Annotated in this window: 23 protein-coding genes; 11 read left to right on the top strand and 12 right to left on the bottom strand. The window is 72.3% G+C overall.

Annotated features, from left to right (window positions below; all coding sequences use genetic code 11):
* Positions 1-101 precede the first annotated feature (101 nt).
* Positions 102-497 (bottom strand): chorismate mutase, encoded by a 396-nt coding sequence (locus K7I03_RS25085; protein ID WP_185943680.1) that lies wholly within the window; start codon positions 495-497, stop codon positions 102-104.
* A gap of 370 nt (positions 498-867) precedes the next feature.
* Between K7I03_RS25085 and K7I03_RS25080 the strand changes: the two genes are divergently transcribed.
* Both K7I03_RS25080 and K7I03_RS25075 read left to right on the top strand, forming a co-directional pair.
* Complete coding sequence (locus K7I03_RS25080) at positions 868-2622, top strand: glycoside hydrolase family 35 protein (RefSeq protein ID WP_185943679.1); 1755 nt, start codon at positions 868-870, stop codon at positions 2620-2622.
* A gap of 524 nt (positions 2623-3146) precedes the next feature.
* Positions 3147-3521, top strand: coding sequence for a VOC family protein (locus K7I03_RS25075; RefSeq protein ID WP_185943678.1), 375 nt, complete (start codon positions 3147-3149; stop codon positions 3519-3521).
* Positions 3522-3630: 109 nt separating this feature from the next.
* On the opposite strand, the gene K7I03_RS25070 is transcribed toward K7I03_RS25075, so the two are convergent.
* On the bottom strand, positions 3631-4668 hold the full coding sequence (locus K7I03_RS25070) for a LysR family transcriptional regulator (protein WP_185943677.1): 1038 nt from the start codon (positions 4666-4668) through the stop codon (positions 3631-3633).
* Positions 4669-4757: 89 nt separating this feature from the next.
* On the opposite strand from K7I03_RS25070, the gene K7I03_RS25065 reads away from it, so the two are divergent.
* On the top strand, positions 4758-5435 hold the full coding sequence (locus K7I03_RS25065) for a ClpP family protease (protein WP_185943676.1): 678 nt from the start codon (positions 4758-4760) through the stop codon (positions 5433-5435).
* Between the two features lie 49 nt (positions 5436-5484).
* Here K7I03_RS25065 and K7I03_RS25060 read toward each other — a convergent pair whose 3' ends face one another.
* The 4 genes from K7I03_RS25060 to K7I03_RS25045 form a co-directional block, all read right to left on the bottom strand.
* Positions 5485-6639, bottom strand: coding sequence for a sensor histidine kinase (locus K7I03_RS25060; protein WP_185943675.1), 1155 nt, complete (start codon positions 6637-6639; stop codon positions 5485-5487).
* On the bottom strand, positions 6636-7322 hold the full coding sequence (locus tag K7I03_RS25055; RefSeq protein WP_185943674.1) for a response regulator: 687 nt from the start codon (positions 7320-7322) through the stop codon (positions 6636-6638). Before K7I03_RS25055 ends, K7I03_RS25060 begins: the two co-directional genes overlap by 4 nt.
* A 261-nt stretch (positions 7323-7583) precedes the next feature.
* Positions 7584-8240, bottom strand: a complete 657-nt coding sequence (locus tag K7I03_RS25050) for a hypothetical protein (protein ID WP_185943673.1) — start codon at positions 8238-8240, stop codon at positions 7584-7586.
* Between the two features lie 331 nt (positions 8241-8571).
* Positions 8572-9363 (bottom strand): serine protease, encoded by a 792-nt coding sequence (locus tag K7I03_RS25045; protein WP_185943672.1) that lies wholly within the window; start codon positions 9361-9363, stop codon positions 8572-8574.
* Positions 9364-9658: 295 nt separating this feature from the next.
* Between K7I03_RS25045 and K7I03_RS25040 the strand changes: the two genes are divergently transcribed.
* Positions 9659-10555 (top strand): hypothetical protein, encoded by an 897-nt coding sequence (locus K7I03_RS25040; RefSeq protein ID WP_185943671.1) that lies wholly within the window; start codon positions 9659-9661, stop codon positions 10553-10555.
* A gap of 57 nt (positions 10556-10612) precedes the next feature.
* Here the strand turns inward: K7I03_RS25040 and K7I03_RS25035 are convergent, their stop codons facing one another.
* Both K7I03_RS25035 and K7I03_RS25030 read right to left on the bottom strand, forming a co-directional pair.
* A complete protein-coding gene (locus K7I03_RS25035; RefSeq protein ID WP_185943670.1) occupies positions 10613-11695 on the bottom strand; it encodes a glycoside hydrolase family 113 in 1083 nt (360 codons plus the stop codon).
* On the bottom strand, positions 11692-13659 hold the full coding sequence (locus K7I03_RS25030; protein ID WP_224347207.1) for a DUF2334 domain-containing protein: 1968 nt from the start codon (positions 13657-13659) through the stop codon (positions 11692-11694). Before K7I03_RS25030 ends, K7I03_RS25035 begins: the two co-directional genes overlap by 4 nt.
* A gap of 427 nt (positions 13660-14086) precedes the next feature.
* Here K7I03_RS25030 and K7I03_RS25025 point away from each other — a divergent pair, with 427 nt between their 5' ends.
* From K7I03_RS25025 to K7I03_RS25010, 4 genes are all read left to right on the top strand, one after another.
* On the top strand, positions 14087-14287 hold the full coding sequence (locus tag K7I03_RS25025) for a hypothetical protein (RefSeq protein ID WP_185943669.1): 201 nt from the start codon (positions 14087-14089) through the stop codon (positions 14285-14287).
* Positions 14284-15666, top strand: a complete 1383-nt coding sequence (locus tag K7I03_RS25020) for a glycosyltransferase (protein ID WP_224347206.1) — start codon at positions 14284-14286, stop codon at positions 15664-15666. Before K7I03_RS25025 ends, K7I03_RS25020 begins: the two co-directional genes overlap by 4 nt.
* Positions 15667-16017: 351 nt before the next feature.
* Positions 16018-17274, top strand: coding sequence for a non-hydrolyzing UDP-N-acetylglucosamine 2-epimerase (gene wecB / locus K7I03_RS25015; protein ID WP_185943668.1), 1257 nt, complete (start codon positions 16018-16020; stop codon positions 17272-17274).
* Positions 17271-17939: a calcium-binding protein gene (locus tag K7I03_RS25010; RefSeq protein WP_185943667.1), complete on the top strand. Its 669-nt coding sequence runs from the start codon at positions 17271-17273 to the stop codon at positions 17937-17939. Before wecB ends, K7I03_RS25010 begins: the two co-directional genes overlap by 4 nt.
* A 40-nt stretch (positions 17940-17979) precedes the next feature.
* On the opposite strand, the gene K7I03_RS25005 is transcribed toward K7I03_RS25010, so the two are convergent.
* Positions 17980-18525 (bottom strand): hypothetical protein, encoded by a 546-nt coding sequence (locus tag K7I03_RS25005; RefSeq protein WP_185943666.1) that lies wholly within the window; start codon positions 18523-18525, stop codon positions 17980-17982.
* A 134-nt stretch (positions 18526-18659) separates the two neighbouring features.
* Between K7I03_RS25005 and K7I03_RS25000 the strand changes: the two genes are divergently transcribed.
* Positions 18660-19316, top strand: a complete 657-nt coding sequence (locus tag K7I03_RS25000; protein ID WP_185943665.1) for a DUF7691 family protein — start codon at positions 18660-18662, stop codon at positions 19314-19316.
* 51 nt (positions 19317-19367) lie between these two features.
* Here the strand turns inward: K7I03_RS25000 and K7I03_RS24995 are convergent, their stop codons facing one another.
* From K7I03_RS24995 to K7I03_RS24985, 3 genes are all read right to left on the bottom strand, one after another.
* A complete protein-coding gene (locus tag K7I03_RS24995) occupies positions 19368-20252 on the bottom strand; it encodes an SMP-30/gluconolactonase/LRE family protein (RefSeq protein WP_185943664.1) in 885 nt (294 codons plus the stop codon).
* 61 nt (positions 20253-20313) lie between these two features.
* Positions 20314-22302 carry a flavin monoamine oxidase family protein gene (locus tag K7I03_RS24990; RefSeq protein ID WP_185943663.1) on the bottom strand — a complete coding sequence of 663 codons (1989 nt, stop codon included), beginning with the start codon at positions 22300-22302 and terminating at the stop codon, positions 20314-20316.
* Positions 22303-22435: 133 nt separating this feature from the next.
* Entirely contained in the window at positions 22436-22972 is a 537-nt protein-coding gene (locus tag K7I03_RS24985; RefSeq protein WP_185943662.1) for a hypothetical protein, read from the bottom strand.
* Between the two features lie 283 nt (positions 22973-23255).
* Between K7I03_RS24985 and K7I03_RS24980 the strand changes: the two genes are divergently transcribed.
* Positions 23256-24137 (top strand): helix-turn-helix domain-containing protein, encoded by an 882-nt coding sequence (locus K7I03_RS24980; protein ID WP_224347205.1) that lies wholly within the window; start codon positions 23256-23258, stop codon positions 24135-24137.
* A complete protein-coding gene (locus tag K7I03_RS24975; RefSeq protein ID WP_185943660.1) occupies positions 24134-24346 on the top strand; it encodes a DUF397 domain-containing protein in 213 nt (70 codons plus the stop codon). Before K7I03_RS24980 ends, K7I03_RS24975 begins: the two co-directional genes overlap by 4 nt.
* The last annotated feature ends 76 nt before the right edge of the window (positions 24347-24422 follow it).

The following is a 24422-nucleotide window of genomic DNA, read 5'->3' as shown; positions in this document are numbered from 1 at the left end:
CGGGGGACGGCGGGGACGGCGAGGGCCGGCGGCCCGGTCCCGGCCGTCCGCCGGAGCGCCCCCGGCGTGGGCGCCGGGGCTCTCCGGTGGGCGGACGGCTGTCAGGCGCGGGCGATGGTCTCGTGGTGCCGGATGACCTCGGCGATGATGAAGTTGAGGAACTTCTCGGCGAAGGCCGGATCGAGCTTCGCGTTCTCGGCGAGGAGGCGCAGCCGGGCGATCTGGCGGGCCTCCCGGCCCGGGTCGGCGGGCGGCATCTTGTGCGCGGCCTTGAGGTGGCCGACCTGCTGGGTGCACTTGAAACGCTCGGCGAGCATATGGATCACCGCGGCGTCGATGTTGTCGATGCTGTCCCGCAGCCGGGAGAGCTCGGCCCGGACGGCGTCGTCGGGCGCGCCCGCTCCGGCCGCGGCGGCGGTGGCCGGGCCCGCATCGCCGGACGAGACGGGGCCGGAGCGGTCGGCGCCGAGGCGGTCGGAATTGGTGCTGTCGTTCATATCGACCGACCTTATGCGCAACGGGCGGCCCGTGCCGACTCGATGATCCGGCCGGTGCCGGTCCGGTGGCCCCGGAAGGCGCGGGGGCGGCGGCCGATGGTCGGGAGGAGAGGACCAGCGGGACGGGTGGGACGAGCGGGACCGATGGGGCGGAAGGTGGGGCGAGAAGTGGAACGGGAGGTGGAGTGGGAGGTGGAGCGGGCCGGGTGCCGTATGGCGGACGGTGTCGCGGCCCGTGCTCCGGCGGTCCGGTGGTCCGGTGGTACGCCCCTCGTCGCGCCCGTCGCCCCGGTGACGGCGGCCCCCGGTGTGGGTCAGGATGGGCGCGGCCCGGGCCGCTCGGGCGGGCCGACGGGGCTGGGGGGCTGCTGTGCCGGACTTCACCGTGGCGGAGGACGGGTTCCGGATCGACGGGCGCGAGGTGCGGCTGCTGTCGGGGGCGCTGCACTACTTCCGGGTGCACGAGGGGCACTGGCCGCACCGGCTGGCGATGCTGCGGGCGATGGGGCTCAACTGCGTGGAGACGTACGTCCCGTGGAACCGGCACGAGCCCGTCGAGGGACGGCCCCACGACGTGGGCGAGCTGGGCCGGTTCCTGGACGCGGCCGACGCGGCGGGCCTGTACGCGATCGTGCGCCCCGGGCCGTACATCTGCGCGGAGTGGGAGAACGGGGGGTTACCGCACTGGCTCACAGGGCGGCTGGGACGCCGGGTACGGACGAGCGATCCCGAGTTCCTGCGCGCGGTGGACGGCTGGCTGGAGGCGGTGGGCGCCGAGCTCGCCGGGCGGCAGTTCGGCCGGGGCGGGCCGGTCGTGCTGGTGCAGGTGGAGAACGAGTACGGCTCGTACGGCAGCGATCAGCCCTACCTCGAGCACCTCGTGGGCCGGCTGCGGGCCTCGGGGGTGGTGGTGCCGCTGGTGACGTCGGACGGGCCGGAGGACCACATGCTCACCGGCGGGACGGTCCCCGGTGCCACGGCGACGGTGAACTTCGGTTCGGGGGCGCGGGAGGCGTTCCGGGTGCTGCGCCGGCACCGGCCGGCCGGGCCGTCGATGTGCATGGAGTTCTGGTGCGGATGGTTCGCCCACTGGGGTGGCGCGCCGGCCGCGCGGGACGCCGGGGAGGCGGCGGAGGCACTGCGGGAGATCCTGGAGTGCGGGGCGTCCGTGAACGTCTATATGGCACACGGCGGAACGAACTTCGGCGGCTGGGCGGGGGCGAACCGAGCCGGCGCGGAGCACCGGGGCGCGCTCCGCCCGACGACGACGTCGTACGACTACGACGCGCCCGTCGACGAGTACGGCCGGCCGACCGCCAAGTTCCATGCCTTCCGCGAGGTGCTGGCCGCCTACGGGGACGGTCCGCCGCCGGAGCCGCCGCCAGTTCCCCCGGTGCTGCGGGAGCCGGTGCGCGCGGAGCTCACGCGGTGGGCGCCGCCCGCCGAGGTGATGGACGCGCTCGGCGGGTCCGCGCGGGAGGCCGTGCTGCCGCCGTCGTTCGAGGAGCTGGGGGTGGACCGGGGGATCGTCCGCTACCGGTTCACGGTCCCGGGACCGCGCCGGGCGCTGCCTCTGCGGGTGGCCGGGCTGCGGGACCTGGCGGTCGTGGCCGTGGACGGGGTGCGGACGGCCGTGCTCCGTGACGAGGACGGGCTGATCGGGGACGTACCGGGGCCGGCGTCGGTCGAGTTGTGGGTGGAATCGCTGGGGAGGGTCAACTACGGTCCGCGGCTGGGCGAACGGAAGGGGCTGACGGGTGGGCTGCTGCACGGAGGGCAGTACGTCCACGGCGTACGGGCGCGGGGGCTCCGGCTCGCGGCGTTCGAAGAGGAGGGCGCGCTCGCGGTGGTGCGGTGGCGGCCGGCCGCCGGCCGGGAGCCGGGGCTCTACCGAGGGGCCTTCCGGGTGCCGGAGGGCGGTGATGCGGTGCTCCGACTGCCGGGGTGGGTACGGGGGTTCGTCTGGGTGAACGGTTTCTGCCTGGGCCGGTACTGGTCCGCCGGGCCGCAGCACGCTCTCTGGGTACCGGGGCCGGCGTTACGTGCGGGACGGAACGAGCTGCTGGTGCTGGAGATGGAACGGGCGGGAACGATGCGGCCGTTGCTGGAGCCGGTTCCGGGGTAGGCGGAACGGCATGACAGGTCGCGGGGCGAGTGACCCGGCGGAGCCGGAGCCGAGCGAAGTGCTCCTTCTCCTCCCGTCGCCGGCGAGCCGTCCCCGCGGCGGCGTGCACGGCGATCGGTGCGGCGGCGTGCACAGCGGTCGGCGGAGCGGCCGACGGACCGGTCGGCTCGGTGATGTGGAGCGGTCGACGGACCGGACGGCGGACCCGGCGGCGGCCGGCCTGCCGGACGGCCGAGTTGTCAGGCCGCCGGGCGGGCGGACCGACGGATCGACGGACGGCCGGCGGATCGGAGCGGTACATACCTCCGTCCCGCTGATCACCGGCCGATGACGGTGACCAGCGGGACGGGCCCTGTGGAGGTGTTGTTCCCAGATGGTGCGGCGTGAAGCCGTCCGGACCGAACCAACTGGTCGGATGTTCGCCTCAGCCATTCCCTCACGTCACATACGCCACCCCAACCCCAGGACGCACGGTTTGTTCTTGCCCGGTGGACAACCCACCGGGGGTGAAGGAGCATCGCAACATGATCGCGAAACTGGACTGCACCGTCATCGACTGTCCGGACCCCTCGGCGCTCGCGGCCTTCTACGGGGCGGTCCTGGGCTGGAAGGTCGACGCGAGCGACCCCGCCTGGGTGTGGCTGAACGATCCCGAGAGCAGCACCCGGATCGCCTTCCAGAAGGCGGAGGACCACCGTCCGCCGCGTTGGCCTGATCCGGAGCACCCCCAGCAGTTCCACCTGGACTTCTCCGTCGGCACCCGGGACGAGCTGGAGCGCGCGCAGCGGGAGGTGACCGGTCTCGGCGCACGGTTCCTGCACGACAGCGGCGGGACGACGTCGGGGTTCCGGGTCTTCGCCGACCCGGCGGGGCACCCGTTCTGCCTCTGCTACGGATAGCCGGTTCCGCCTCTCAGCCGGCCGTCACGGGCTCACCCGCATCACGGGCTCACCCGCCTCACTGGTTCACCGGCGTCAGAGGTTCACCGGCCTCAGAGGTTCACCGGCGTTACGGGTTCGTCGACGTCACGGCCTCACCGGCCCCAGGTCGGCGCGTCCGGTACTCCGCCAGTTCCGCCCGGTCGGGTTCCGGCAGCCAGACGTCGTCCGGCCGCCCCTCGCCCCCAACCGCCACGGTGGAACCGGACCGCCTCCCACCGGGCACCTCCGGGTGCGGCAAGGCACGCAACAAGGCGGCCAACTGGGGATCACGGTTCGAGCGGTGCCAGGTGACGGACCACAGATGCAGGGGCGTGGGGTCCACGATCGGGAGGCGGCGCAGGCGCCCGTCGTGCGGCAGGTCCATCCCGGCCTCCCCCACCGCCACCGCGCGCCCTTCGCGCCGCATGTGTTCGTCGTAGTCGCGGGCGCCCACCGCCGGTGCGGTGAAGCGCAGCGGAATGCCGAACTCCGTGCAGTACCGGGTCAGATAGCCGCGCCACTCCTCCGCGCCGCCGGGGTCGGGCATGGCGATCCCGCCGTCCCGCAGATCGGCCGGGCGGACGGCCGTCCGCTCGGCGAGGGGGTGCCCGGCGAGCACATAGGCGTGCAGCGGTTCGAGGTGGACCGGCCGGTGCAGGAGATCGGCGGGCCAGGGCCGGCCGAGGTCGTGGACGCGGCCGAACGCGGCGTCGAGCTCCCGGCCCAGCACGGCCGGGAGGGCGAGCGCCAGCCCCTGCCGCATGCTGGGGTCGACGCGGACCCCGGGCGTCCGGGCGACCGTGTCGCGCAGCACCCGCAGCGGCGTGAACCGCTCGGCGAACACCTCGACGCGCAGCGCGCGCACCGTGCCCCGGGCGGCGTGGACGGCCGCGTCGAAGGCGGCGACGGCGTCGACGGCGAGCGGCAGCAACCGCCGCCCGGCGGCGGTGAGTTCGACGCTGCGGGTGGTGCGTTCGAGGAGCGGCGCGCCGAGGGCGTCCTCCAGGCGGCGGACGCGCTTGGACAGCGCCTGCTGGGTAAGGAAGAGGCGGGCGGCGGCCCGGCCGAAGTGCAGTTCCTCGGCGACGGCGACGAAGGCGCGCATGCCCGGGAGATCGGGTTCCATGGCGCCAGCCTCAACTGACAACCCGGGGTTGTCAAAGCGTCCGCAAAAGTTGTTGGACACCAGCCCTGAGCTGCGGTTTTCCTGACGTCATGAGCGCATATCCGTCGTCGTCCGGTCCCTCCCCCGTCACCCCACTCGTCCCCCTCGCCCCCCTTGCCCGGCCCACCTCGTCCTCCCCCGTCCCCGCCCCCGCCACCCCCGCCGCGGAGCCCGTCTTCCAGCGGCTGCTGCGGAACCGGATCATCGTGCTCGGGCAGCAGGTCGACGACGAGATCGCCAACCGGATCTGCGCCGAGATGCTGCTCCTCTCCGCCGAGGACCGGCACCGCGACATCCACCTCTACATCAACTCCCCCGGCGGCTCGATCACCGCCGGGCTGGCCATTTACGACGTCATGCAGTTCATCCCGAACGACGTCGCCACCCTCTCCCTGGGCTTCACGGCGTCCATGGGACAGTTCCTGCTCTGCGCGGGGGCGCCCGGAAAGCGGTACGCGCTGCCGCACGCGAGCATCCTCATGCACCAGCCGTCGGCTGGACTCGCGGGTTCCGCGTCGGACATCAGGATCCAGATCGACCAGATGCGGGCGGTCAAGCGGCTGGTGCAGGAGCGGATCGCCCACCACACGGGCCGGCCGGTGGAGCAGATCGAGGCGGACTCCGACCGGGACCACTACTTCACGGCCCAGGAGGCCCTGGAGTACGGCTTCGTCGACCGTGTGATCGCCTCGGCGGACGAGCTCTCCGGATTCCGCGCCGCCGCCTAGCCCTGCCGTTTATCGCCGCTGCCCAGCCCAACCCCACCGCCATCGCCGCCTAACGCCGCCGATCCACCGGAAACACCGCCGTGATCAGCCACCCGCCCTCCGGCGCCGGCCCGGCGGTGAGCCGCCCGCCCATGGCCTTGGCGCGTTCCGCCAGCCCGACGAGGCCGAAGCCGCCCCCACGCGCCGCGTCGGTGAGCTGGGCGGGGCGGCGGCCGTCGTCGGCGATGCGCAGTTCGACGCCCTCGGGGACGCCGCGGACGCCGATGCGGACGGCCGTGGCGTCGGCGGCGTGCTTGCGGATGTTGGTCAGGGCCTCGCGGACGACGCGGTGGACGGCGGCGGCGACGTCGCCCGGGAGCCAGTTCTCCATGCCCTGTTCGATGTAGAGGGCGACGGGCGGGCCGGTGCGGGTGAACTGTTCCGTGAGCGTCCGCACCTCGGGGAGGCCGGCGACGGGCTCGGTCTCGGGTTCGGCGCCCTCTCGCAGGATGCCGACGAGGCGGCGCATGGCGCCGAGCGCCTCCCCGGCCGACCCCTCGATGCGCTCGAACGCGCGGGCGGCGGCGTCCCCCTCGACCGAGGTGAAACGGGCCGCCTGGGCCTGCACGGCGATGCCGGTGACGTGGTGGGCGACGAGGTCGTGGAGTTCGCGGGCGAGTTCCAGGCGCTCGGCGGTCCGGACCGCCGCCATGTCGCGGACGCGCTGGGCCGACTGGGAGCGCAGCAGCAGCGAGTACGCGCCGACGACCACCGTCAGCAGGGTGAACACGGCCGTGAACCGGCCCGGGTCGAGGTCGCGCACCGGCGCGGCGAGCGCCGCCAGGGCGAGCGCGGGACCGAGGACGGCCGCGCGCCGGGCCGGGGAGCGCTGGACGACGTTGGTGAGCAGCACCAGCAGGGCCACGTCCTCCCCCATCCCCCAGACCGCGCCGGGGTGCGGCCCGGCCATCAGCACGGCGGACGTCGTCCAGGACACGCCGGCCGCGACACCCGCGCGCAGGTCGAGGGGGATCCACGCGTACGGGACGGCGCACAGGCAGACGGCGACGCCCGACGCCAGGACGACGGCGTGCGGCGGGCTGGGCTGCCGGGCGAGGACGAAGCCCTCGAAGCCGACCAGGCCGAGCAGGAAGAGGGCGAGCACGCCCTTGGCGACGGTGGCCCGGCTCGGGTGCCGGGCGGCGAACCCGGCGCGCCCGCTCACGTACCGCCCGTGGCCAGCCCGCTCTCCCAGGCCCAGGCGGCGATCTCGACGCGGTTCCGGGCGTCGAGCTTCAGCTGCACGTTGGCCAGGTGGGTCTTGACCGTGGACAGGGAGATGAACAGCTCGGCGGCGATCTCGGCGTTGGTGGCGCCACGCGCGAGACAGCGGACGACGTCCTCCTCGCGCTCGGTCAGCGGCTCGGAGGGGGTCCTCATGGGGTGTTCCGTACCAGCGGTCCCGGCCGGGGCGAGGTCGCGGAGCAGCCGCACGGTGATGGCGGGTGAGATCAGGGAGTCGCCGACGGCGGCGGCGTGCACCGCCTCGACGAGCATGGCCGGGCTGGCGTCCTTCAGCAGGAACCCGGAGGCGCCGTCGCGGAGCGCCGAGTGGACGTACTCGTCGAGGTCGAAGGTGGTGACGATGACGATGCGGGGGCGCCCGCCGCGCTCCGGTTCGGCGGCGGTGAGCGCGGAGAGCCGGCGGGTGACCTCCAGCCCGTCCAGCTTGGGCATGCGGATGTCGAGGAGCAGCACGTCGGGCCGGTGCTCCTCGACGGCGGCCAGCGCGGCCTCGCCGTCCACGACGTCGGCGACGACGTCGATGTCGGGCTGGCTCTCCAGGATCATGCGGAAGCCGGTGCGGACCATCTCCTGGTCGTCCGCGATGACGACGCTGATCGCCATGTCGTCCCCTAGTCCCCTAGTTCTCTAATCCCCTAGGTGCTCGTCCGGTCCCCTAGGTGCTCGTCCCGCCCGGGCGGTCACCGGGCGGTCACCGGGTCGTCGCCGGGTCGTCGTCAGGTCGTCGTCAGGTAGTCCTCGGGCCGGCCCCTGGCCGGTTCCGGCCGTCCGCCGCGCGTCCCTCCATGTCACCGGGGGTGGCGTGGGGCCGCAACAGCAGCGGGCACGGGGAGCCGGGAACGGGAGCGGGGGGGGCGTGCGGTCTTACGCGTCGGCGCGCGCCGCGCGGCGGCGGCTCGCGAGGCGCAGCCCGTACGCGCCCCCGCCGGCGGCCAGGAGCGCCGCGCCGCCCACGGCGAGCGGCTTGCCGACGTCCCGCCGGCCCCCGACCGTCTGGCCGGCCTGCACCATGCGGCGGACGGGGTTGCTGGCGGCCTCATGGCGCTTCACCGGCTTGACGGACTTGACGGGCTTGACCCCCGCCGGTTCGGCCTTCGTCCCCTGCCCGGCCCGCGTGATCTGCTCGGCCTGCCGCACCCCGTGGAGCCGGCCCGCCGGACGGAGCCGCGCCGCGGGGCGCGACACGCCGGGGTGCTCCCGGTGGGTGAACCGGGGGTCGCGCTTACGGGGGTTCACGGCGTGCCCGTCCGTTCCCGCGGCCGGGTGAACGGCGGTCTCCTCCCGGAGGGCGGCGGGGCCGGCCGACGGTTCGCGGGACGCGGCGGGGCCGGCCGACGGCTCCCGGGACGCGGCAGGGGCGGCCGACGGTTCGCGGCCTCCGTCGTGGCGGACCACGGCCCAGTCCTCGCCGGTGCGGTCGCGGTGCCCGGCGTCCGCCGCCTCCGCGCCGGTCACCGGCAGGAGCACCGCGCTCGCGGCGGCGAGGAGGGTGACGGCGGCGATACGGGTCCTGGCGGGCACGGGGGTGCTCTTTCTGTCGTGGTCCTGCGGGTGCGGCGGGGGCCGCGGATCCACGTTACGGGCCTTCGTGCCGCGTACACCTCGACCGGCGGGCCATCTTGGGGGTGTTCCGGCTCGGCCGAAAGGATGACGATGAGGTGCCGGGCGTCATACCGGGGTCGCGTGGTGGGGGATGCCCCGGTCCCGCTCCTTCCCGTTTGTCACGAGGGCGAGCCCCCCCACACACACAACACGCTGCCCGCGCTGTCCTCACACGCCGGACGGGCTGAACCGGCCCGTCCGGCGTCTGCCCGTCCGGCGTCCGCCCGTCCGGCGTCTGTCCCTCCCGCGCTCAGCCGCCCAACCCCGCCGCTCCCTCCGCGATGTCCCCCGCGAACGTGCTCACCTGCGTGTACACCCCGGGGTACCCCGGCCGCGCGCACCCCGTCCCCCAGCTCACGATCCCGACCTGCACCCAGGCCCCCGCGTCGTCCTTGCGGAACATGGGCCCGCCGGAGTCGCCCTGGCAGGTGTCCACCCCGCCCTGGTCCACGTACCCGGCGCAGATCTCCTCGCCCGGTATCAGGCTGCTCCCGTACGCCTTGCCGCATGTGGCGTCGTCGACGTACGGCACCTGCGCCTTGCGCAGTTTCGTCTGCTGGCCGCCGCCCTCGCGGGTGGCACCCCAGCCGGCGACGGTGAAGGTGCCGGAGTCGTACGCGGTGGTATCGGCGGTCTTCAGGGTGGGGAGGTCGAGGGGGCGGGCGAGTTTGATCAGGGCCCAGTCCTTGCCGCTGCCGTTGTAGCCGGGCGCCTGGAGGACCTGGGTGGACTTGACCTTGATCGCCTGCGAGGAGTTGAGGTCGACGGCGCCCGCGGTGACGGTGATCGACGTGTTGGCGCCGCTGCCGTCGACGCAGTGCGCGGCGGTGAGGACGATCTGCCGGGTGTAGAGGGCGCCGCCGCAGCCCATGGAGAGGCGGACCATCCAGGGGAACTCGCCCTGCTGCGCGAGGACGCCGCCGACGACGGTCCGGGGTGCGGGGCCGTCGGCCCGCGCCCAGCCGGCCTGGAGGCCGAGCGCGGCGACGGCCGCCGCGCCGACGGCGACGGTTCTCTTGAGGGCGGTGAGGTGAGTGCTCAAGGTGGTTCCCTTCGTGGGGGGTTGAGGCGCCCGCCGGGATCCGCCACGCGTAACACGCGAATCACGCGTCATCGCGTGTGATCACGCGTGATCACGCGCGATCCTGTGTAATCATGCCCATGACAAGCTGCCGATGCTTGTTGCCCCAGCGGAATCCGGTGGACGCGGTGTGCCGAGTATCGGAGCGTGCGCCGGCGGCGGCAAGGAGGCTTCCGGCCAGTCGGATCCGGTGGGGCCCGGTGTGCGCCGGTGTGCGCGTAAGGTGGGAGGGCAGGGGGCTGGCGGAGCCGCGGGGGTGGTGCTGGTGGGCACGGACGTCGAGATCCTCCACGGGTTCCCGCACCTGGACACGGTGCACTCCGCGATCACCGCCCTCTACCGGCGGATCTCGCCCGACACCCTGCGCACCTTCGCGCTCAGCGTCCCGCCGTCCGACGTCGCGTTCTCCGACGACGAGGACCCCTACCTCGGCGTCCAGCGGATCGCCGGCGTCATGGTGCGGCACCTGCGGCTCCCGGACGCCCGGATGATCGTCTCCTTCCGCGACATGCGGCACGCCGGGAACGTCGAACTCGCCGCGGGGCCCGAGTACTTCATCGAGCTCAACTCCCGCTTCAAGAAGCACCGCAAGGACATCGGCGCGGCCCTCGCCCACGAGGTGACGCACGTCTACCTCCACCGGCTCGGCCTCGCCTTCCCCGGCACCCGGGACAACGAGATCCTCACCGACACCGTCGCCGCCTACCTCGGCGCCGGCTGGCTGCTGCTCGACGCGTACCGCGAGGACGCGGTCAGCACGCAGAAGCTCGGCTACCTCACCCCGGAGGAGTTCGGCTACGTCCTGGCCCAGCGCGCCGAGGTCTTCGCCGAGGACCCCCGGATCTGGTTCACCAGCCCGCGCGCCCACGACGCCTACGTCGCGGGCGCGGCGCGGGCCCGCCAGGAGGCGCGGCGTCCGCCGCTGGCCGCGGCGGGCCGGCTCGGGCGGCACCGCTACGCGCGCGACCGCCGGGCGGCCGAGCGCGGCACGGGCCAGGCGTCACCCGCCGCCGGGTACGCGTTCGAGGGGCGCGACCCGCAGCGCGTCAGCTTCCCCTGCCCCACCTGCCACCAGCGCATCCGGGTCCCGGTCCAGGGGCGACTGCGGGCCCGGTGCGGCCTGTGCGGGAGCGTGCACGACTGCGAGACGTGAGCCTCCCACCGCCCACGACCCGAGACGTGAGCCTCCCACCACCCACGACCGGCGCCCTCACCCATTCCCCCACCACTTCCGCAGCACCTTCTCCGCCGGCTTCCCGTGCGGCGTGTACGCGAGCTTCTTCGGCGTCTCCCCCGTGTCCGGCCAGTCGTCCCACATCCACCAGCACACCCCGGCCCACCACTTCTGCCCCTCGAAGGCGGCCAGCAACGCCTCGTATCCGGCGGCCTGTTCGGCGTCGCCGGCGGACTTGCTGACGGTCCAGGAGTACGGGGCGGTGGTGCTGCCCTTCTGGCTGACGTAGCCGGCCTCGGTGAAGAGGATCCTGCGCCCCTGGGCGGCGGAGAACGCGGCCAGTTCCTTCACCACCGGCTGCCACGCCTCGCGCAGCCGCCCCACGTCGGCGGTGGGTTTGTCGCCGAGCGGCCAGTAGGCGTCGATGCCGATGAGGTCGAGGCTCTTCCAGAACGCGACGTCGCGGTACTCGTCGTAGTTGGCCGCGTAGGTGAGCGGGCCCTTGTAGTGGGCGCGGACGGCGGCGACGGTCTTCTTCCAGTGGTCGCCGTCCCGCGAGACGCCGGTGAGTTCGGTGCCGACGGAGAACTGCTCGGCGCCGGTCTCGCGGGCGAGGTCCGCGTAGTGGGTGATGAAGCGTTCGTACGCCGTGAACCAGGCGTCGGGGTCGGCGGGCCGGATGCCGGAGCGGTCCTCGCCGCCCTTCAGGTCCACATGCGGCTTGATCATGGTCTTGAGGCCGGCGTCGTGGGCGAGGCGGACGATGTGGCGCAGGCTGTCGTCGTCGGCGGTCTCGTCGGTGGGGCGCATACCGGAGTCGGTGAGCTTGTCCTGGTACCAGGTGGGGGTGAAGGTCACCCAGCGGGCGCCGGTGGCGGCGATCTGCCGCAGATACGTTTTGGCCTCGGGCTTCTCGTAGTCCTTGCGGTTCCAGGCGGGGAGCGTGATCCCTTTCAGCGGGACCTCCTTCCGGCTGTCGGGGCGCTTGCTCGCCCCGCCGCTCGCGGTGCCGGCGGGCGGGGTCGCGGGCGCGTCCGAGGAGTCGTCGGAGGAGCAGCCCGCGAGGAAGAGGGCGGCCGCGGCCGCCAGCGCGGCGACCGCCCTCTTCTTCGCGCTCACTGGTTCAGGTCCGTGGGGCCGACGAAGGTGTACCCGAGGGCGCGGATGCCGTCCACCGTCTGCTGGAGCGGGGCCGTCCCGTAGTACGGGTGGTAGAAGAAGCTGGCCACGCCGTCGCGGACGGCCAGGTTGGCCTTGGCGGAGGCGACCAGGTCGGCGGGGAGCCGGGCCGGGTGGTTGTTGTACGGCTCGGGCTCGTAGTTGCCGAGGTTCTCCGGCAGGACCGTGGTGCCGTAGACGTCCTTCACGGCGTACGGGAAGAACTGGCCGATGTACCGGCCGGCGTTCACGGTGGTGCCGGGCAGGGTTCCTGCGAAGTACAAGGTTCTCTCCAGACGCGCGGAGAAGTTCTGACCGACGACACGGTAGTCGGTCGCGGAGGCCGCGTAGTGTGGCGTTGTCCACAGCGTCGGCTTCGGCAGCCCGGCCGCCGCGAAGCCCGCGAGGGCGGACGTAACTCGCGTTTGCGCCCAGAGAGTTGAGTCCTCGGCGGGCGGCCCGTCGTAGATCACGTTGTCGGACGCGTCGACGTGCGCGCGGAAGAACTCGAAGTCGTCGCCGGTGACTCCGCTGTACGGGTTGTTCACGTTGCTGTACTGGTGGGTGTAGCCGTGGTCCATCAGCACCGCGCCGTGCGCCAGCATGTACTTGAGCGCGGAGACGACCTGGGGGCTCTGGGCGAGCGTGACGGTCTCGGCCTTCCCGCCGTTGTAGACGCCCTTGGGGTCCGTGTAGACGGGGATGACGTTGATCCCGTAGGGGATCTTCTGGCCGGAGAGGTAATCCGCCATCTGGCGCAGCTCGTTGGGGTCGGACTTCGGACTGATGTCCTCCAGCCGGACGAACGCCCGGTGCCGTTCGGCGGTGGCGGGGGCCAGCCCGTCGAAGAGCAGGTCCTCGAAGACGATCACCCGGTCGCTCTCGGAGACGTAGGTGAACGGGATCTCGCCGACGTAGGTGAGGTTGCCCGAACGGATCGCCCAGGGGCTGGTGTCACCGGAGTTGGTGTCGGTGGCCTGGGCCAGCTGGGTGACCTGGGGGTAGCCCGGCCCGGTCAGCAGCGCCGGGTGCAGCACTCCGCCGTCGTATCCGGCGGGGATCTTCCGGGTGAGCTGCTGCCCCTTGTACGTGACCTGGGTGATGTTCCCGACCGTGCCGCCGCTCTCGTAGAACGAGTTGGTGGGGTCCCAGCCGTAGTGCTGCTTGAAGGCGTCGACGCCGACGGCGTTGGCCATGCCCCAGATGTTGTCCCCGACCCAGGTGACCGGGTGGGTGGTGGCCAGCGCGTCCTGGTAGAACGCGGCGGGGACGGCGTCCGGGACGGTCCCGCCGTAGTACGTCGAGCCCATGTACACCGTGGCCGTGTACTGGTTGACCATGCCCGCGGTGTACGCCGAGACGGGCTTGGCGGTCACGGTGCCGAAGTGGCCGGCGAGGTTGGCGGCTGCCATGGCGTAGAGCTCGCCCAGGTAACCGTAGGGGCCGGTGTTGTCGTAGAGGACCAGCGCCGAGGTCCCGGCCGCGGCGGCCGGCTGGACGACGGCCGGACCCTGGGTCCCGGCGGTGGCCGGGGCGACGGCGGGGACGGCCGTCGTGGCCGCGGTGGTGCTGCGGGGTGCGACGGCCGGCCGGGCGCTCGTCCCGCCGGTCCCGCCCGTACTACCGGTACCGCTGATGCCGCTGGTGCCGCTGGTGCCGCCCGTACTACCGGTGCCGCTGGTACCGCCCGCCGTCTTCCCGCTCGCCGCCGCCCGCCGGACGACGAGCTTGCCCGACCGGCGCAGCCGGTCGTTGGAGAGCCGGGCGGACTCCCAGGACTTGAGGTCCTTGACGCCGACCCCGGAGAGCGCGGCCGGCCCGGCGCCCTGCAGGGCGTGGGACGCGCGGGACCGGGCGTCCGCCGGCGCACCGGCGGCTCCGGAACCCTCGGATATCGCGAATCCGCCCACGAGGGCCGCGACCATCGAAAGCGTTAGCGAAATTCTGGTCTTTCCCGGGCCTCTGCGGGAAATTCTCATCCTCATTCCCCCCTGACTGCCGTCGAGGCATGGCCGGCATCGCGCCGACAGTTGGCAGATTCTGGTGGGGCGTCCGACGGAGCGTCAATACGCTTCCGAATATCAGTGACACCCTCGTTACAATTCCGGAAAGGCGGACCGCTCTCTTCCGATCCCGGCCGACTCCCCCCTCCGTCGATTCCCGCCGGGTGAATGGTTCAGACCGCAGGTCACACCAGCACCACCCCCGGCGTGAACTGCCAGAACTACCGATCAGTCACAAGAATTTACGCCCTTGAATTCCATGACTTCCCTGATGTAGGACCGGTACGACCGAAGGTCTGGTACGTTCCCAGCGCACGCCTCGCAGGAGGCGGAAAATGGGGGGGAACCCATGTACGGAAAACCTGCACTGGGCACCGTTGTGCCCTTGGCCGGTCTGACTGCGGCACCGAAAGTGCTGCCGGGCCTGCCCTACGCGAAAGGGCTCCAGGAGGCGGCGGGGGCCGGCTTCCTGCTCTACTGTTCGATAGCCGCCGTCCTGCTTTCGCTGAAATTCTGGTACGCGATAAAGAATGTCGGTGGCCGCTCATGACCGACGCACTCGCCACCGCCGCGCTCACCAACGGCGCGCCCACCACCGGCGCACTCGCGCCCGGCACGCTCACCACCGACGCGTCCACGACCGACGGCGCCCTCATCGGCGGCCTCCCGCTCGACGAGCTGCTGCTCTGGTCGAGCATCGCCATCATCGTGATGGCCGGCGTCTACAACACCTCCCTGTTCCTCATCTCCCGGCGGCGCTTCCGCCGTGCGCGCGGGCCCCGGGAACAGCGCTGCTACGTCTTCCTCCTCGCGTGCCTGAACGAGGAGAAGGTGCTGGCCGAGAGCCTGGCGCGGATCACCGCGCTGCCGGCCCGCAACACCCTGGCCCTGGTCATCGACGACGCCTCCGACGACCGCACGGCCGACATCGCCCGTGCGGCCTGCGCCGCCCACCCGGGCACCGTGCACCTGCTCCAGAGACACCTGCCGAACGCCCGCAAGGGCAAGGGCGCGGCCCTCAACGCCGGTATCGCGCACCTGCGTTCGTCGGGCCTGCTGGACGGCCGCGACCCCCGTGACGTCATCGTCTGCGTCGTGGACGCCGACGGCCGGCTCGACCCGCACGTGGTCCAGGCGGTCGACCCGTACTTCGACAACCCGCGCACCGGCGGCACCCAGATCGGTGTGCGGATGTACAACCGGCACAAGGGCCTGCTCGCCCGGCTCCAGGACATGGAGTTCGTCATCTACGGCGACATCTTCCAGAGCGCCCGCCGCTACATCGGCAGCGTCGGGATGGGCGGGAACGGGCAGTTCATGCGGCTGGCCGCGCTGGACACCCTGCTGGGCCCGGACGGTTCCGGCCCGTGGAGCGACTCGCTGACCGAGGACCTGGACCTCGGCGTCCGGCTGATCGCCCGCGGCTGGACCAACCAGCACTGCACCTCCGCCGCCGTCTCCCAGCAGGCCGTCCTCGACGTCCGGCGGCTGGTGCGGCAGCGGTCGCGCTGGTTCCAGGGCCACCTCCAGTCGGCCGGGCTCGTCCCGCTGATCGTCAAGGAGGTGCCCACCCGGGCCGCCGTGGACCTGCTCTACCACCTTTCCAGCCCGGTGCTGATCCTGCTGACCTCGCTGCTTCCGGTGTCCTTCCTGGTCGCCGTCGCCGGCACGGCCGTCGGCTCGATCGAGGCCGGACGGCCGCTGATCTCCCCCATGTGGGTGCTCGGCCCGTACGTCCTCTCCTTCACCGCGGCCTACGTGTACGGCTGGGTGTACTCGCGGCGGGAGCAGGGCCTCGGCTTCGTCCGGGCGGTCCTGCTCTCCCACGTCTTCATCTTCTACGGCTACATCTGGTTCGCCGCCGGGTGGTGGGGCCTGTGGCGGATGATCACGGGCAAGCGCACCTGGCTCAAGACGGCGCGCACGTGAGCGCGGCGCGCGTCCGAGGGCGGCGTGCGGCGAGGCCGACGCACTCCTGACGACGATGCCGCGCCTGACGACGCGGGCTGAAGGCGCAGGCGTGAAGGCGCGGGCGCGGGGCGTGCACGCCTGCCAGACCCCACGCCGCTCGCCCCACCCCACCTCGCCTGCCCGCCCAAAACGCCGACCCGACACATCCGTTCGCCACGCCCGCGCCCCACGCCCGCCCGGCGCGTACACCCACCACGCCCGCCCGGAGCGTACGCCGGGCACCCCACGCCGTACCCACCCCACCCACCCGACCCGTGCGGCCGGCTCGTCCACCCCGCCCACCAGCACCACCCACACCAAGGGAGACCCGTGTCCCCGAACATGATCAGCGCCCCGGTGCGCGCCATGCTCATCCTCGGCACCCGCCCGGAGGCCATCAAACTCGCCCCCGTGGCCCGCGCCATGGCGGCCTCACCGCTGTTCGAACCCCTCGTCGTGACCACCGGGCAGCACCGCGAGATGCTCCACCAGATGCTGGACCTGCTCCAAGTGCCCGACCGCACGGAACTCGACGTCATGCGCGACCGGCAGGAGCTGTCCACCCTCACCGCCCGGCTCGTGGACGGCCTCGGCGAGGTGGTCCGCGGCCTGCGCCCGGACGTCGTCCTCGTCCAGGGCGACACCACCACCGCCCTCACCGGCGCGCTCGCCGCCTTCTACGAGCACGTGCCGGTCGCCCACGTCGAGGCGGGGCTGCGCACCGGCGTCCTCGACAACCCGTTCCCCGAGGAGCTCAACCGGCGGCTCATCGGCCGGGTGGCCCGCTGGCACTTCGCCCCGACGCCGCGCGCCGCCCACCACCTCACGGCCGAAGGGGTGCCCGCCTCGGAGGTCTTCACCACCGGCAACACGGTCATCGACAACCTCCTCTGGGTACTCGAACGAGGCACCGGTCAGAGCCAGTTCACCGCCGACCCCGCCACCGGCCTGCGCCGCGTCCTCCTCACCCTCCACCGCCGCGAGAACCAGGGCGACACCATGCGCGGCATGGGCCGGGCGATACGCCGTCTGGCCGCCCGCGGCGACGTCGAGATCCTGCTCCCGCTGCACAAGAGCCCGGCCGTGCGCGACGCGCTGCTGCCCGAGCTGTCCGGCCACCCGCGCGTCCGCGTCGTCGAGCCCCTCGGCTACCTCGACTTCTCGGCCACCCTGGCCGCCTGCGACCTCGTCCTCACCGACTCCGGCGGCGTCCAGGAGGAGGCCCCCTCCCTCGGCAAGCCGGCCCTCGTCCTGCGCACCACGACCGAACGCCCGGAGGCCGTCGACGCGGGCGCGGCCCGGCTCGTCGGCACCGTGCCCGACGCGATCCTGGCGGCGACGGAACGGCTCCTGGACGACCCCGCCGAGTACGCCCGCATGGCGGAAGCCGGAAATCCGTTCGGCGACGGCCACGCGACCGAACGCATCATCGCCCAGCTCGCGGAGGACTTCGGCGCGGACGCGGACGTTCCGTCCACGGACGCGGGCGTGCCGTCCACCGACACGGGCCTCCCGTCCACCGATCAGTCCACCGATCCGGTGATCGCCCGCCTTCCCGAGGGTCCGGGGTCATACTCGACGGCATGAGCAGAGTTCACCGGCAGCTCGCCCTCGCCGCCCTCGCCGTCGCCGTGCTCGTCGGCCTCGGTTTCGCGGCGGACGCCCTGTGGGGCGGCGGGGGCGCGCCGGAACGGCCGTGGGCCGAGGGCACGGTCCACGGCCCGTGGCGGGCGGTCTTCGACGGCCACGGCACCACCGTCGGCCGCCACGACGGCCTGGCCCTCTCCCCCAAGCCGGCCCGGCGCCCCGAAGAGACCCACGCCGGCCTCGTCGTCTCCACGGCGACGTACGAGAACGTGGACTACGAGGCCCGCATGCGCACCGTCGCCCAACTCCGCACCCCCAAGCCGAACCCGTGGGAAGTGCCCTGGCTGGTCTGGGCCTACACCGACCCCGAGCACTTCTACTACATCACCCTCAAGCCCAACGGCTGGGAGCTCGGCAAACGCGACCCCGCCTACCCCGGCGGCCAGCGCTTCCTCGCCACCGGCGGCGAGTCCTTCCCCGTCGGCCGCACCTCGGACGTCCGCGTCGCCCAGCGCGGCGCCCGCATGGAGATCAGCGTCGACGGCCGCGGCCTCGTCGCGTACGAGGACCACGAACGCCCTTATCTGAAAGGGAGCGTGGGGGTGTACACGGAGGACGCGCGGGTGGTGTTCAGCGAGGTGGTGGCACGGTCGGCGGAGACGTGAAGGCATGGCCGCCGGGGAGGCGGCTCACTCCGCGCCCGCCTCACTCCGCGGCTCGGTCCGCGCCTCTCACCACGGCCTCGTCGAGGTCCCGGACGACCTCCGCCACCGTCGCCCGCGCCTCGCGCAGTCTGCGCACCCGCAGCGGCGCCAGCCGTCCGACGGCCTCCGCCATCCACCGCGGGTCACCGAGCCGCCGGGCCGGCCCCGCCTCGAAGGCCAGCGAGACGAGGAACTGCGCGAGGACGAGTTCGCTGGTGCCGTAGCGCCGCTCGTGGTGTCCGAAGCGGGCGGTCCACGGCTCGTAGGGATGCCGCAGCGTCCCCTGCAGGGAGCAGGTGCGCCGGCCCAGGAATTCCCCACCGGACAGCACGGCCAGCGTCGTCGAGGACTCCAGCCGGGTGCGCGTGGCCGCCAGGTGCAGGCTCATGAACCTGCCCCACGGGACCAGCTCGGGCCCGCCCTTCCCCGGCTCGTGCCGCAGCACCCCCTCCGCCCCGAACTCCAGGTGGGGCCGTTTCTCCCACTCCGTGTCCCCGACGACCCACCGGCCGCCGACCCGCTCGATCGGCCCCAGGCGCTCGCTCATGCCTCTCTGCCCCCCGTTGTCGCTCCCCCGTCCGGACGGCGAGAACGATAACCCCACGGTCAGCCAACTGCTCAGCGGCCACCCGCCCCCGCCTGACGCCCGCGATGTCAGTGGTGGGTGACAGGATGACGACCATGAGCCGGATCATCTCGTACAGCACCGCGGACCAAGCGCACGTCGTGGCCTTCCTCGGCGCCGGGGACAGCCTCTCCGCCGACCAGCGCGACGTCCTCGCCGACATGCGCGCATGCGCGGAGGCCGACCAACTCCGGCTCGAACAACAGGACATCGACTGGGGCCTGACCATCCCCGATGCCCTCGACCACCTCATAGCCGGCCACGCCGACTCGACGGCCGAGTACGCGGCCAACGCCTACTACAGCGCGCTCCAGCACATCATCGACGCCAACGCCTCCGACCCCGCCGACCTGGGCTCGTACTCCAAGCCCTCCACCTTCTTCGGCCTGCTGGACGACGAGCTCCGCCGCCTGGGCGTGGACGCCGACCTGCTGCCCTACGGATACCTCTTCGCCGGACCGCCCGACGGAATCCCCTTCCCCCTCCCCTACCCCACGGACGGATCCCCGGACTTCGGCCGGCTCCCGCTGGCCAAGGCCAAGCCCGCCGCCGACGCCTACCGCCGGGTCCTGGACCGGATCGACCCCGGTCTCACCCACGACGTCACGATTCTGATCGAGATGCTGGACGACGAACACGACAACTGGATATGGGCCCGCGAGCGGCTCGACTGGTACACGCAGGACACCCTCTTCTTCTCCATCAAGGGCTGATCCACCATGAGTTGAGGAGCGGAGACGCCACGCCCGGGCCGGCCCCGGCGCTCACATGTCGATGTCCAGGACGTACCACTGCCGCACGGACTTCCCGCGCACGTAGAGCCGCCGCCCGCGTCCGACGACGTCGGTGTACCGCGTGAGGGGTGTGCCGTCGGGGAGGGTGAGCCGGGTTTCCTCGAGCGGGTCGAGGGTGCCGGCGGAGGCCCGGCAGCGGTGCAGCAGGCCGTCGGCGAGGAGGGCGACCTCCGCGCCGTGGGCCGCGATGCCCCGGGGGCGGGCGACCGGTGTGGTCCAGGACGCGACCCGGCCGTCGGCTCGGACGTGAAGGAGACGGGGCGACGGGTGGTAGGCGAACCAGGCGCCACCGTCGTCGTCGACGTTGAGGGCGTGCGCGTCGACCGGGTGCGGGAGGCCGTCCGGGGGCGTGAGGGACCACTGCCGGTTGCCGTGGCCGTCCCAGCGGACGAGGCCGGCGGCGGCGAGCGGGTCACCGTAGACCCCCTCGTCGGAGTAGGCGCTCCACAGGGTGCCTTGGCGGTCGGCCCGTACGAAGCGGGCTCCGCGGCCGATGGAGAAGCGGTGCGGGGGCCGGCCGTCACGCCCGAGGAGTTGGGCGTTCGACTCACCGGCGCCGCCCCCGACCAGGAGGACCCGGCCGTCGGGCAGGACGTCCAGGGCGGACGGCCGCACCCGCACCCCGGTCAGGGTGCGGTCGACCGGGGGCGTGCCGTCGCTGCTGACGAGCAGGGCGTCGTAGGGGTACCGGCGGGGCTTCGGGTACGACGGCCCGTACGGGTTCCGTACGGTTTCCGCGTCCGGGCAGAGCAGCCACAGGGCGTTGCCCCGGGCATCGACGGTGGTGGCCAGGACGGTCCCGGCGTCGTACGGGCCGGGCAGCGTCGCGTGCGGACGGAGGGCGGTGTTCCTCAAGAACTCACCTCGGGGGCGGGCGGCAGGGTCTGCCATGATCCCAGCCGCCCACGCCTCCCCCTCAGGCGAGGTGCGCCTCCAGCGCCGCCCGGACACCGGATTCGACGGCGCCCTCGATCCAGGACGGCTTGACGGAGGTGTGGTCGCCGGCGAAATGAAGCGGACCCTCGGGTTCCCGGATGGCGCCGAGCAGTTCGGTGTGCTGGCCGGGCAGGAGGACGGACGCCTCACCGTACGCGTACGGGTCGCGCAGCCAGCTCTGGGTGCGGCCGGCGCCGGTGTAGAAGACCTCGACGCGCTGCCCGTAGACCTGTTGCAGCCCGCAGAGGGCGTGCGGGTAGCGGGCCTCGTCGTCGAGGGAGTCCCAGCGCGCGGCGTCGTCGGCCCAGCAGTAGACGGCGAGGACGACACCGCCCTCGCTGCCGGGCACCGGGTGGGAGGGGTTGATCATGAACCGGTTGGGGTTGTCGGAGATGGACCCCCCGCCGACGATGTGCGCCGCCTCGGGCTGGTCGCGCCCTTCCCAGTAGTTGGCGGCGTAGTGGGCGCGCTGGGCCTGGCTGATGTGTCCGTGCGGGACGGAGGGGTGGGTGCCGAGGAGACTGCCGTCGGCGGGCGCCTTGCCGTCCCGGTACGCGGCGTACAGCCCCGGCCGTACCTCCTCCAGCTCCCGCTTCCAGTCCTCCTCCGTGAACTCCCACCACCGGCGGCTGAATTCGAGCAGCACCTTGGTGGCGCTGTCGTAGTGCAGCTCGGTGACCGCACGCCGCTTGCCGTACGACATCAGCGGGCTGACCTGCACGTGCCGCAGCCCCGTGAACGGCACGGTGACGATCGCGAGGTCGCCGGTGAACTGCTCGCGGACGACCTTGCCGTCACGGCCCTCGGACACGGTGTCGACCCACACGTGCGGCCCGCCTTCACGGACATGCGTCGCGCGATCGGCTCCCGTCCGGTCCGGCGACCAGTACTCGATGCGCGTCGCCCGCCGGTCGAGCCGCAGCACGTCGTCGACCTTCTTGAGCAGCGCGTCCGGCAGCGCGGCCGTCCCGCCGACCAGCTCCCAGAACGCGGTGTCCGGACTGATCAGCGACTGGCTGATGAAGCTGTGCACGAACGACAGCGGCAGCCGGGACGTGAGATTCTCCAGCGTCCCGACGAGGTCGAGCGTGCGCTCGTCGAACCCGGCCTCCTCGGTGAGGAACCGGTACATCGACCAGTCCCCGTACTTCTGGATGACCCGGGCCCACCCCTTGACCCGCTCGGGCATCGGCTTGTCGACCCGCTTGCCGTCGGCCCCGGCCGTGCTGAACTCGTCGCGGACGGGGTCGAGCACGCGCCGCAGGATCGTGGACGACGGCGTGTCCCACAGCTCACGCGGAACGCCGAACGACCGATTGATCTTCCGAGGATCCTTGGCGTAGTCGGCACGCCGCATGCGGATCCCGTTGACGTGCAACCAGGCATGATTGACGGGCTTGCCCTGCCCGTCCACATCCACGAGGTAGAAGGGCCGGCGCTTCACCCCGAGCCCGTCGATCAGGCTCATCACCAGCGGGTGGCTGCCGGGGATGCGCATGGCTCCGGCCTCCGCGTACTGCCGGGGATCGGCGAACGGCTGCGCCGCGTGCTCGTGCCCGCCCTTCCGGAACGTCTTGATCCGCCCGCCGACCCGGTTCCCGTTGGCCTCCAGCAACGTCACGTGATGCCCGGCCCGCTTCAACAGCCACGCCGCCACGAGCCCGGCGGGCCCGGCGCCCACGACGAGCACCTTCCGGCTTGCTTTCTTGCCGGTACGCGGCAGCCCGTCGTCGAGAATCTTCTTGTACTCGGGCACCAGCGGCCGATCGTGCTCGTCGACCACGAGCAGGGCTCTGGCCACTTCCACGCAGGTGTCCCAGTCGGCGGTGGACTTGGCGGGCGCGGCTTCCGCCGGTACGGCGGCGGGCACACCGAGCGCGGCGACGGCGGCGGTGGTCGCGCCGGCGGCGACGGCGAACTGTCGGCGCGAGACGGCCGGTTGGCCGTCGGGGGTGGGGAGTTCATCCATGCGTCCTGCATAGGGTGCGGCGCAATGGATATGACCGTCTGATCACGTCGCTCACCTGAACGTGTGAGCGCAGGGGCGCCCGCCGCCCTTCCGCGCGCCGCGTGAGTACACCGGGCTTCGGCAAAGCGGCGGTTTAGCCGCCTGGATACGATCCACGCGACGGCAGGTGCAGCCGCGCTTCCACTCCGGCGTGCCGATGCTCGGCGTCTTCGTCGGCAAGGGCGAGTCCGAGCAGTTGTTCGGCGGTGCGGGCGGATTCCTCGCCCCACTGCCGGGCGCATCGCGGATACCGGTACCCGTCCGGCGGCTCATACTCAAGCCGGCGCCCGACCGAGGCGACGAGCTCGGGGTGCGCCCCGGCGACGATCGGCATCAGCAGCCCAAGATGGCCCTTGAGGTCGTCGTTGACCGCGCTCCGCTCGTCCGCCGACAGCGGCGCACCGAGGGACCTCCTGATCGACGCCTTGATCGTCATCACGTCCAAGGGGGCCAGGGCGGCGCCGTGCTCGGCGTCGATACGCAGCACGGCGTACCCGATGACACCCACCGGCCGATTCCGGTCGCCGGGTGCGTCGTGCGCCAGGGCCGACGGTACGAGTGGGTGTCTGGCCTTGAGCTGCTGATGCAACGTCGGGCGACTGTGCTCTTCCCGCGAGGGCTGCGAGGGCATGGGGGAACTCCAGCGTGAGCGAAGGCGCGGACTGGGACGACGGACGGGGCGACAGCCGACCGAACGCTGATCACCACGGCGAACGCGGCTGTGACGCTCATCACCCTGACTCGGGCAGGATGCCCGCACGGAACCCGGTCAAGCAACCTAGCTACCTGGATTGGCACATGCCGAATTTCCGTTCTATCGACTCGCGCGACCCCGCGCGGGCACAATGCAACCCCCACGGGCCAAACCGTAACCACCGCGCGGCAGTTCGCCACCCCTGGAGGACGATCAGTCCATGCCGAACCAACCAGCCCAGCCGACCCTGCGAAGGCGGCGCCTCGGCGAAGCGCTTCGCAAGTACCGCAACCAGGCGGGCATGAGCCTCGATCGCGTCGCCGAGGTCATGGGGTGGGACCGCACCAAGCTGTCCAAGATCGAGAACGCCAAGGCGCACATCCGCCCCGTCGAGGCGTCGAAGCTGCTGGGCATCTACGGCGTGGACGCCCCGGACATCCTCATGGCGATCGAGGCACTGGCCAGAGACGCGGCGAAGAAGGGCTGGTGGACGACCTACGCCAGCGTGGTGGACGCGCACGTCAAGGACTACCTGTCCCTGGAGTCCGACGCCGAGAGCACCCGGATCTGCTCACCGAACCTGATCCCGGGCCTCTTCCAGACCGGCCCCTACGCCCGGGAGATCATCGCCGCTTCCTCGTTCTGGCGACCCGCCGATGAGGTCACCGCCTTCGCCGAGGTCCGCAAGGCCCGGCAGGCCGTCCTGACGACGAGGAGGGAAGGCGGGCGCCCGCCCCTGAACTTCTGGGCCGTCATCCACGAGGCGGTACTGCACCAGCGATTCGCGGCCCACCCGACGCTGATGCGTGACCAGCTCCGTCACCTGCTCGACATGTCGGGCCTGCCGAACATCACCATCCAGATCCTGCCCATGGCCATGGCACCGAACCCGGCCATGATGGGCCTGTTCGAGATCGTCCGGTTCCCCTCCCCCTGGCCGACGGTCGTAGTCACCGAGAACGTCGTCGGCGGACAGTTCGTGGAGGGCACCGAGCACGTGGCGATGTTCGAGGGCGCCTTCGACCGCACGGTCGCCGCCGCTCTCCCGGTGGACCAGTCCCGGGAGATCATCAAGAAGACCATGGAGACCGACTCGTCATGAACCGCAAGGCAGACCTCTGCACCCTCGATCTGACAGGTGCCACTTGGCGCAAGTCTTCGCATAGCAACGGCGGCAACGGCTGCGTCGAGATAACCGAACTGCCCGGTCCCGAAATCGCCGTCCGAGACTCCAAGGACCACGGTCGCGGGCACTTCCGCTTGCCTTCGGAAAGTTGGAGCGCTTTTTGCTCCTTCCTCGCCGGCGAATAGCCACGGTAGCGAACTGAGCATCGCGCCAGTGGTACGCACATGCCTGAGCAACGAAGGTGCCCTAGGGGGCGGGCCC

It is taken from the genome of Streptomyces mobaraensis (genome assembly GCF_020099395.1).
In the GTDB taxonomy this organism is placed as follows: Bacteria; Actinomycetota; Actinomycetes; order Streptomycetales; family Streptomycetaceae; genus Streptomyces.
The sequence above is the reverse complement of the archived record's forward strand: the minus strand, read 5'-3'. Positions and strand labels throughout refer to the sequence as shown.

Coding starts and splice junctions, on each gene's coding strand:
- K7I03_RS25025 (WP_185943669.1), top strand. CDS start 14,087: ATGTACGGAAAACCTGCACTGGGCACCGTTGTGCCCTTGGCCGGTCTG.
- K7I03_RS24975 (WP_185943660.1), top strand. CDS start 24,134: ATGAACCGCAAGGCAGACCTCTGCACCCTCGATCTGACAGGTGCCACT.
- K7I03_RS24980 (WP_224347205.1), top strand. CDS start 23,256: ATGCCGAACCAACCAGCCCAGCCGACCCTGCGAAGGCGGCGCCTCGGC.
- K7I03_RS24985 (WP_185943662.1), bottom strand. CDS start 22,972: ATGCCCTCGCAGCCCTCGCGGGAAGAGCACAGTCGCCCGACGTTGCAT.
- K7I03_RS25030 (WP_224347207.1), bottom strand. CDS start 13,659: ATGGTCGCGGCCCTCGTGGGCGGATTCGCGATATCCGAGGGTTCCGGA.
- K7I03_RS25010 (WP_185943667.1), top strand. CDS start 17,271: ATGAGCAGAGTTCACCGGCAGCTCGCCCTCGCCGCCCTCGCCGTCGCC.
- K7I03_RS25020 (WP_224347206.1), top strand. CDS start 14,284: ATGACCGACGCACTCGCCACCGCCGCGCTCACCAACGGCGCGCCCACC.
- K7I03_RS25005 (WP_185943666.1), bottom strand. CDS start 18,525: ATGAGCGAGCGCCTGGGGCCGATCGAGCGGGTCGGCGGCCGGTGGGTC.
- K7I03_RS25055 (WP_185943674.1), bottom strand. CDS start 7,322: ATGGCGATCAGCGTCGTCATCGCGGACGACCAGGAGATGGTCCGCACC.
- K7I03_RS25070 (WP_185943677.1), bottom strand. CDS start 4,668: ATGGAACCCGATCTCCCGGGCATGCGCGCCTTCGTCGCCGTCGCCGAG.
- K7I03_RS25000 (WP_185943665.1), top strand. CDS start 18,660: ATGAGCCGGATCATCTCGTACAGCACCGCGGACCAAGCGCACGTCGTG.
- K7I03_RS24990 (WP_185943663.1), bottom strand. CDS start 22,302: ATGGATGAACTCCCCACCCCCGACGGCCAACCGGCCGTCTCGCGCCGA.
- K7I03_RS25075 (WP_185943678.1), top strand. CDS start 3,147: ATGATCGCGAAACTGGACTGCACCGTCATCGACTGTCCGGACCCCTCG.
- K7I03_RS25085 (WP_185943680.1), bottom strand. CDS start 497: ATGAACGACAGCACCAATTCCGACCGCCTCGGCGCCGACCGCTCCGGC.
- K7I03_RS25065 (WP_185943676.1), top strand. CDS start 4,758: ATGAGCGCATATCCGTCGTCGTCCGGTCCCTCCCCCGTCACCCCACTC.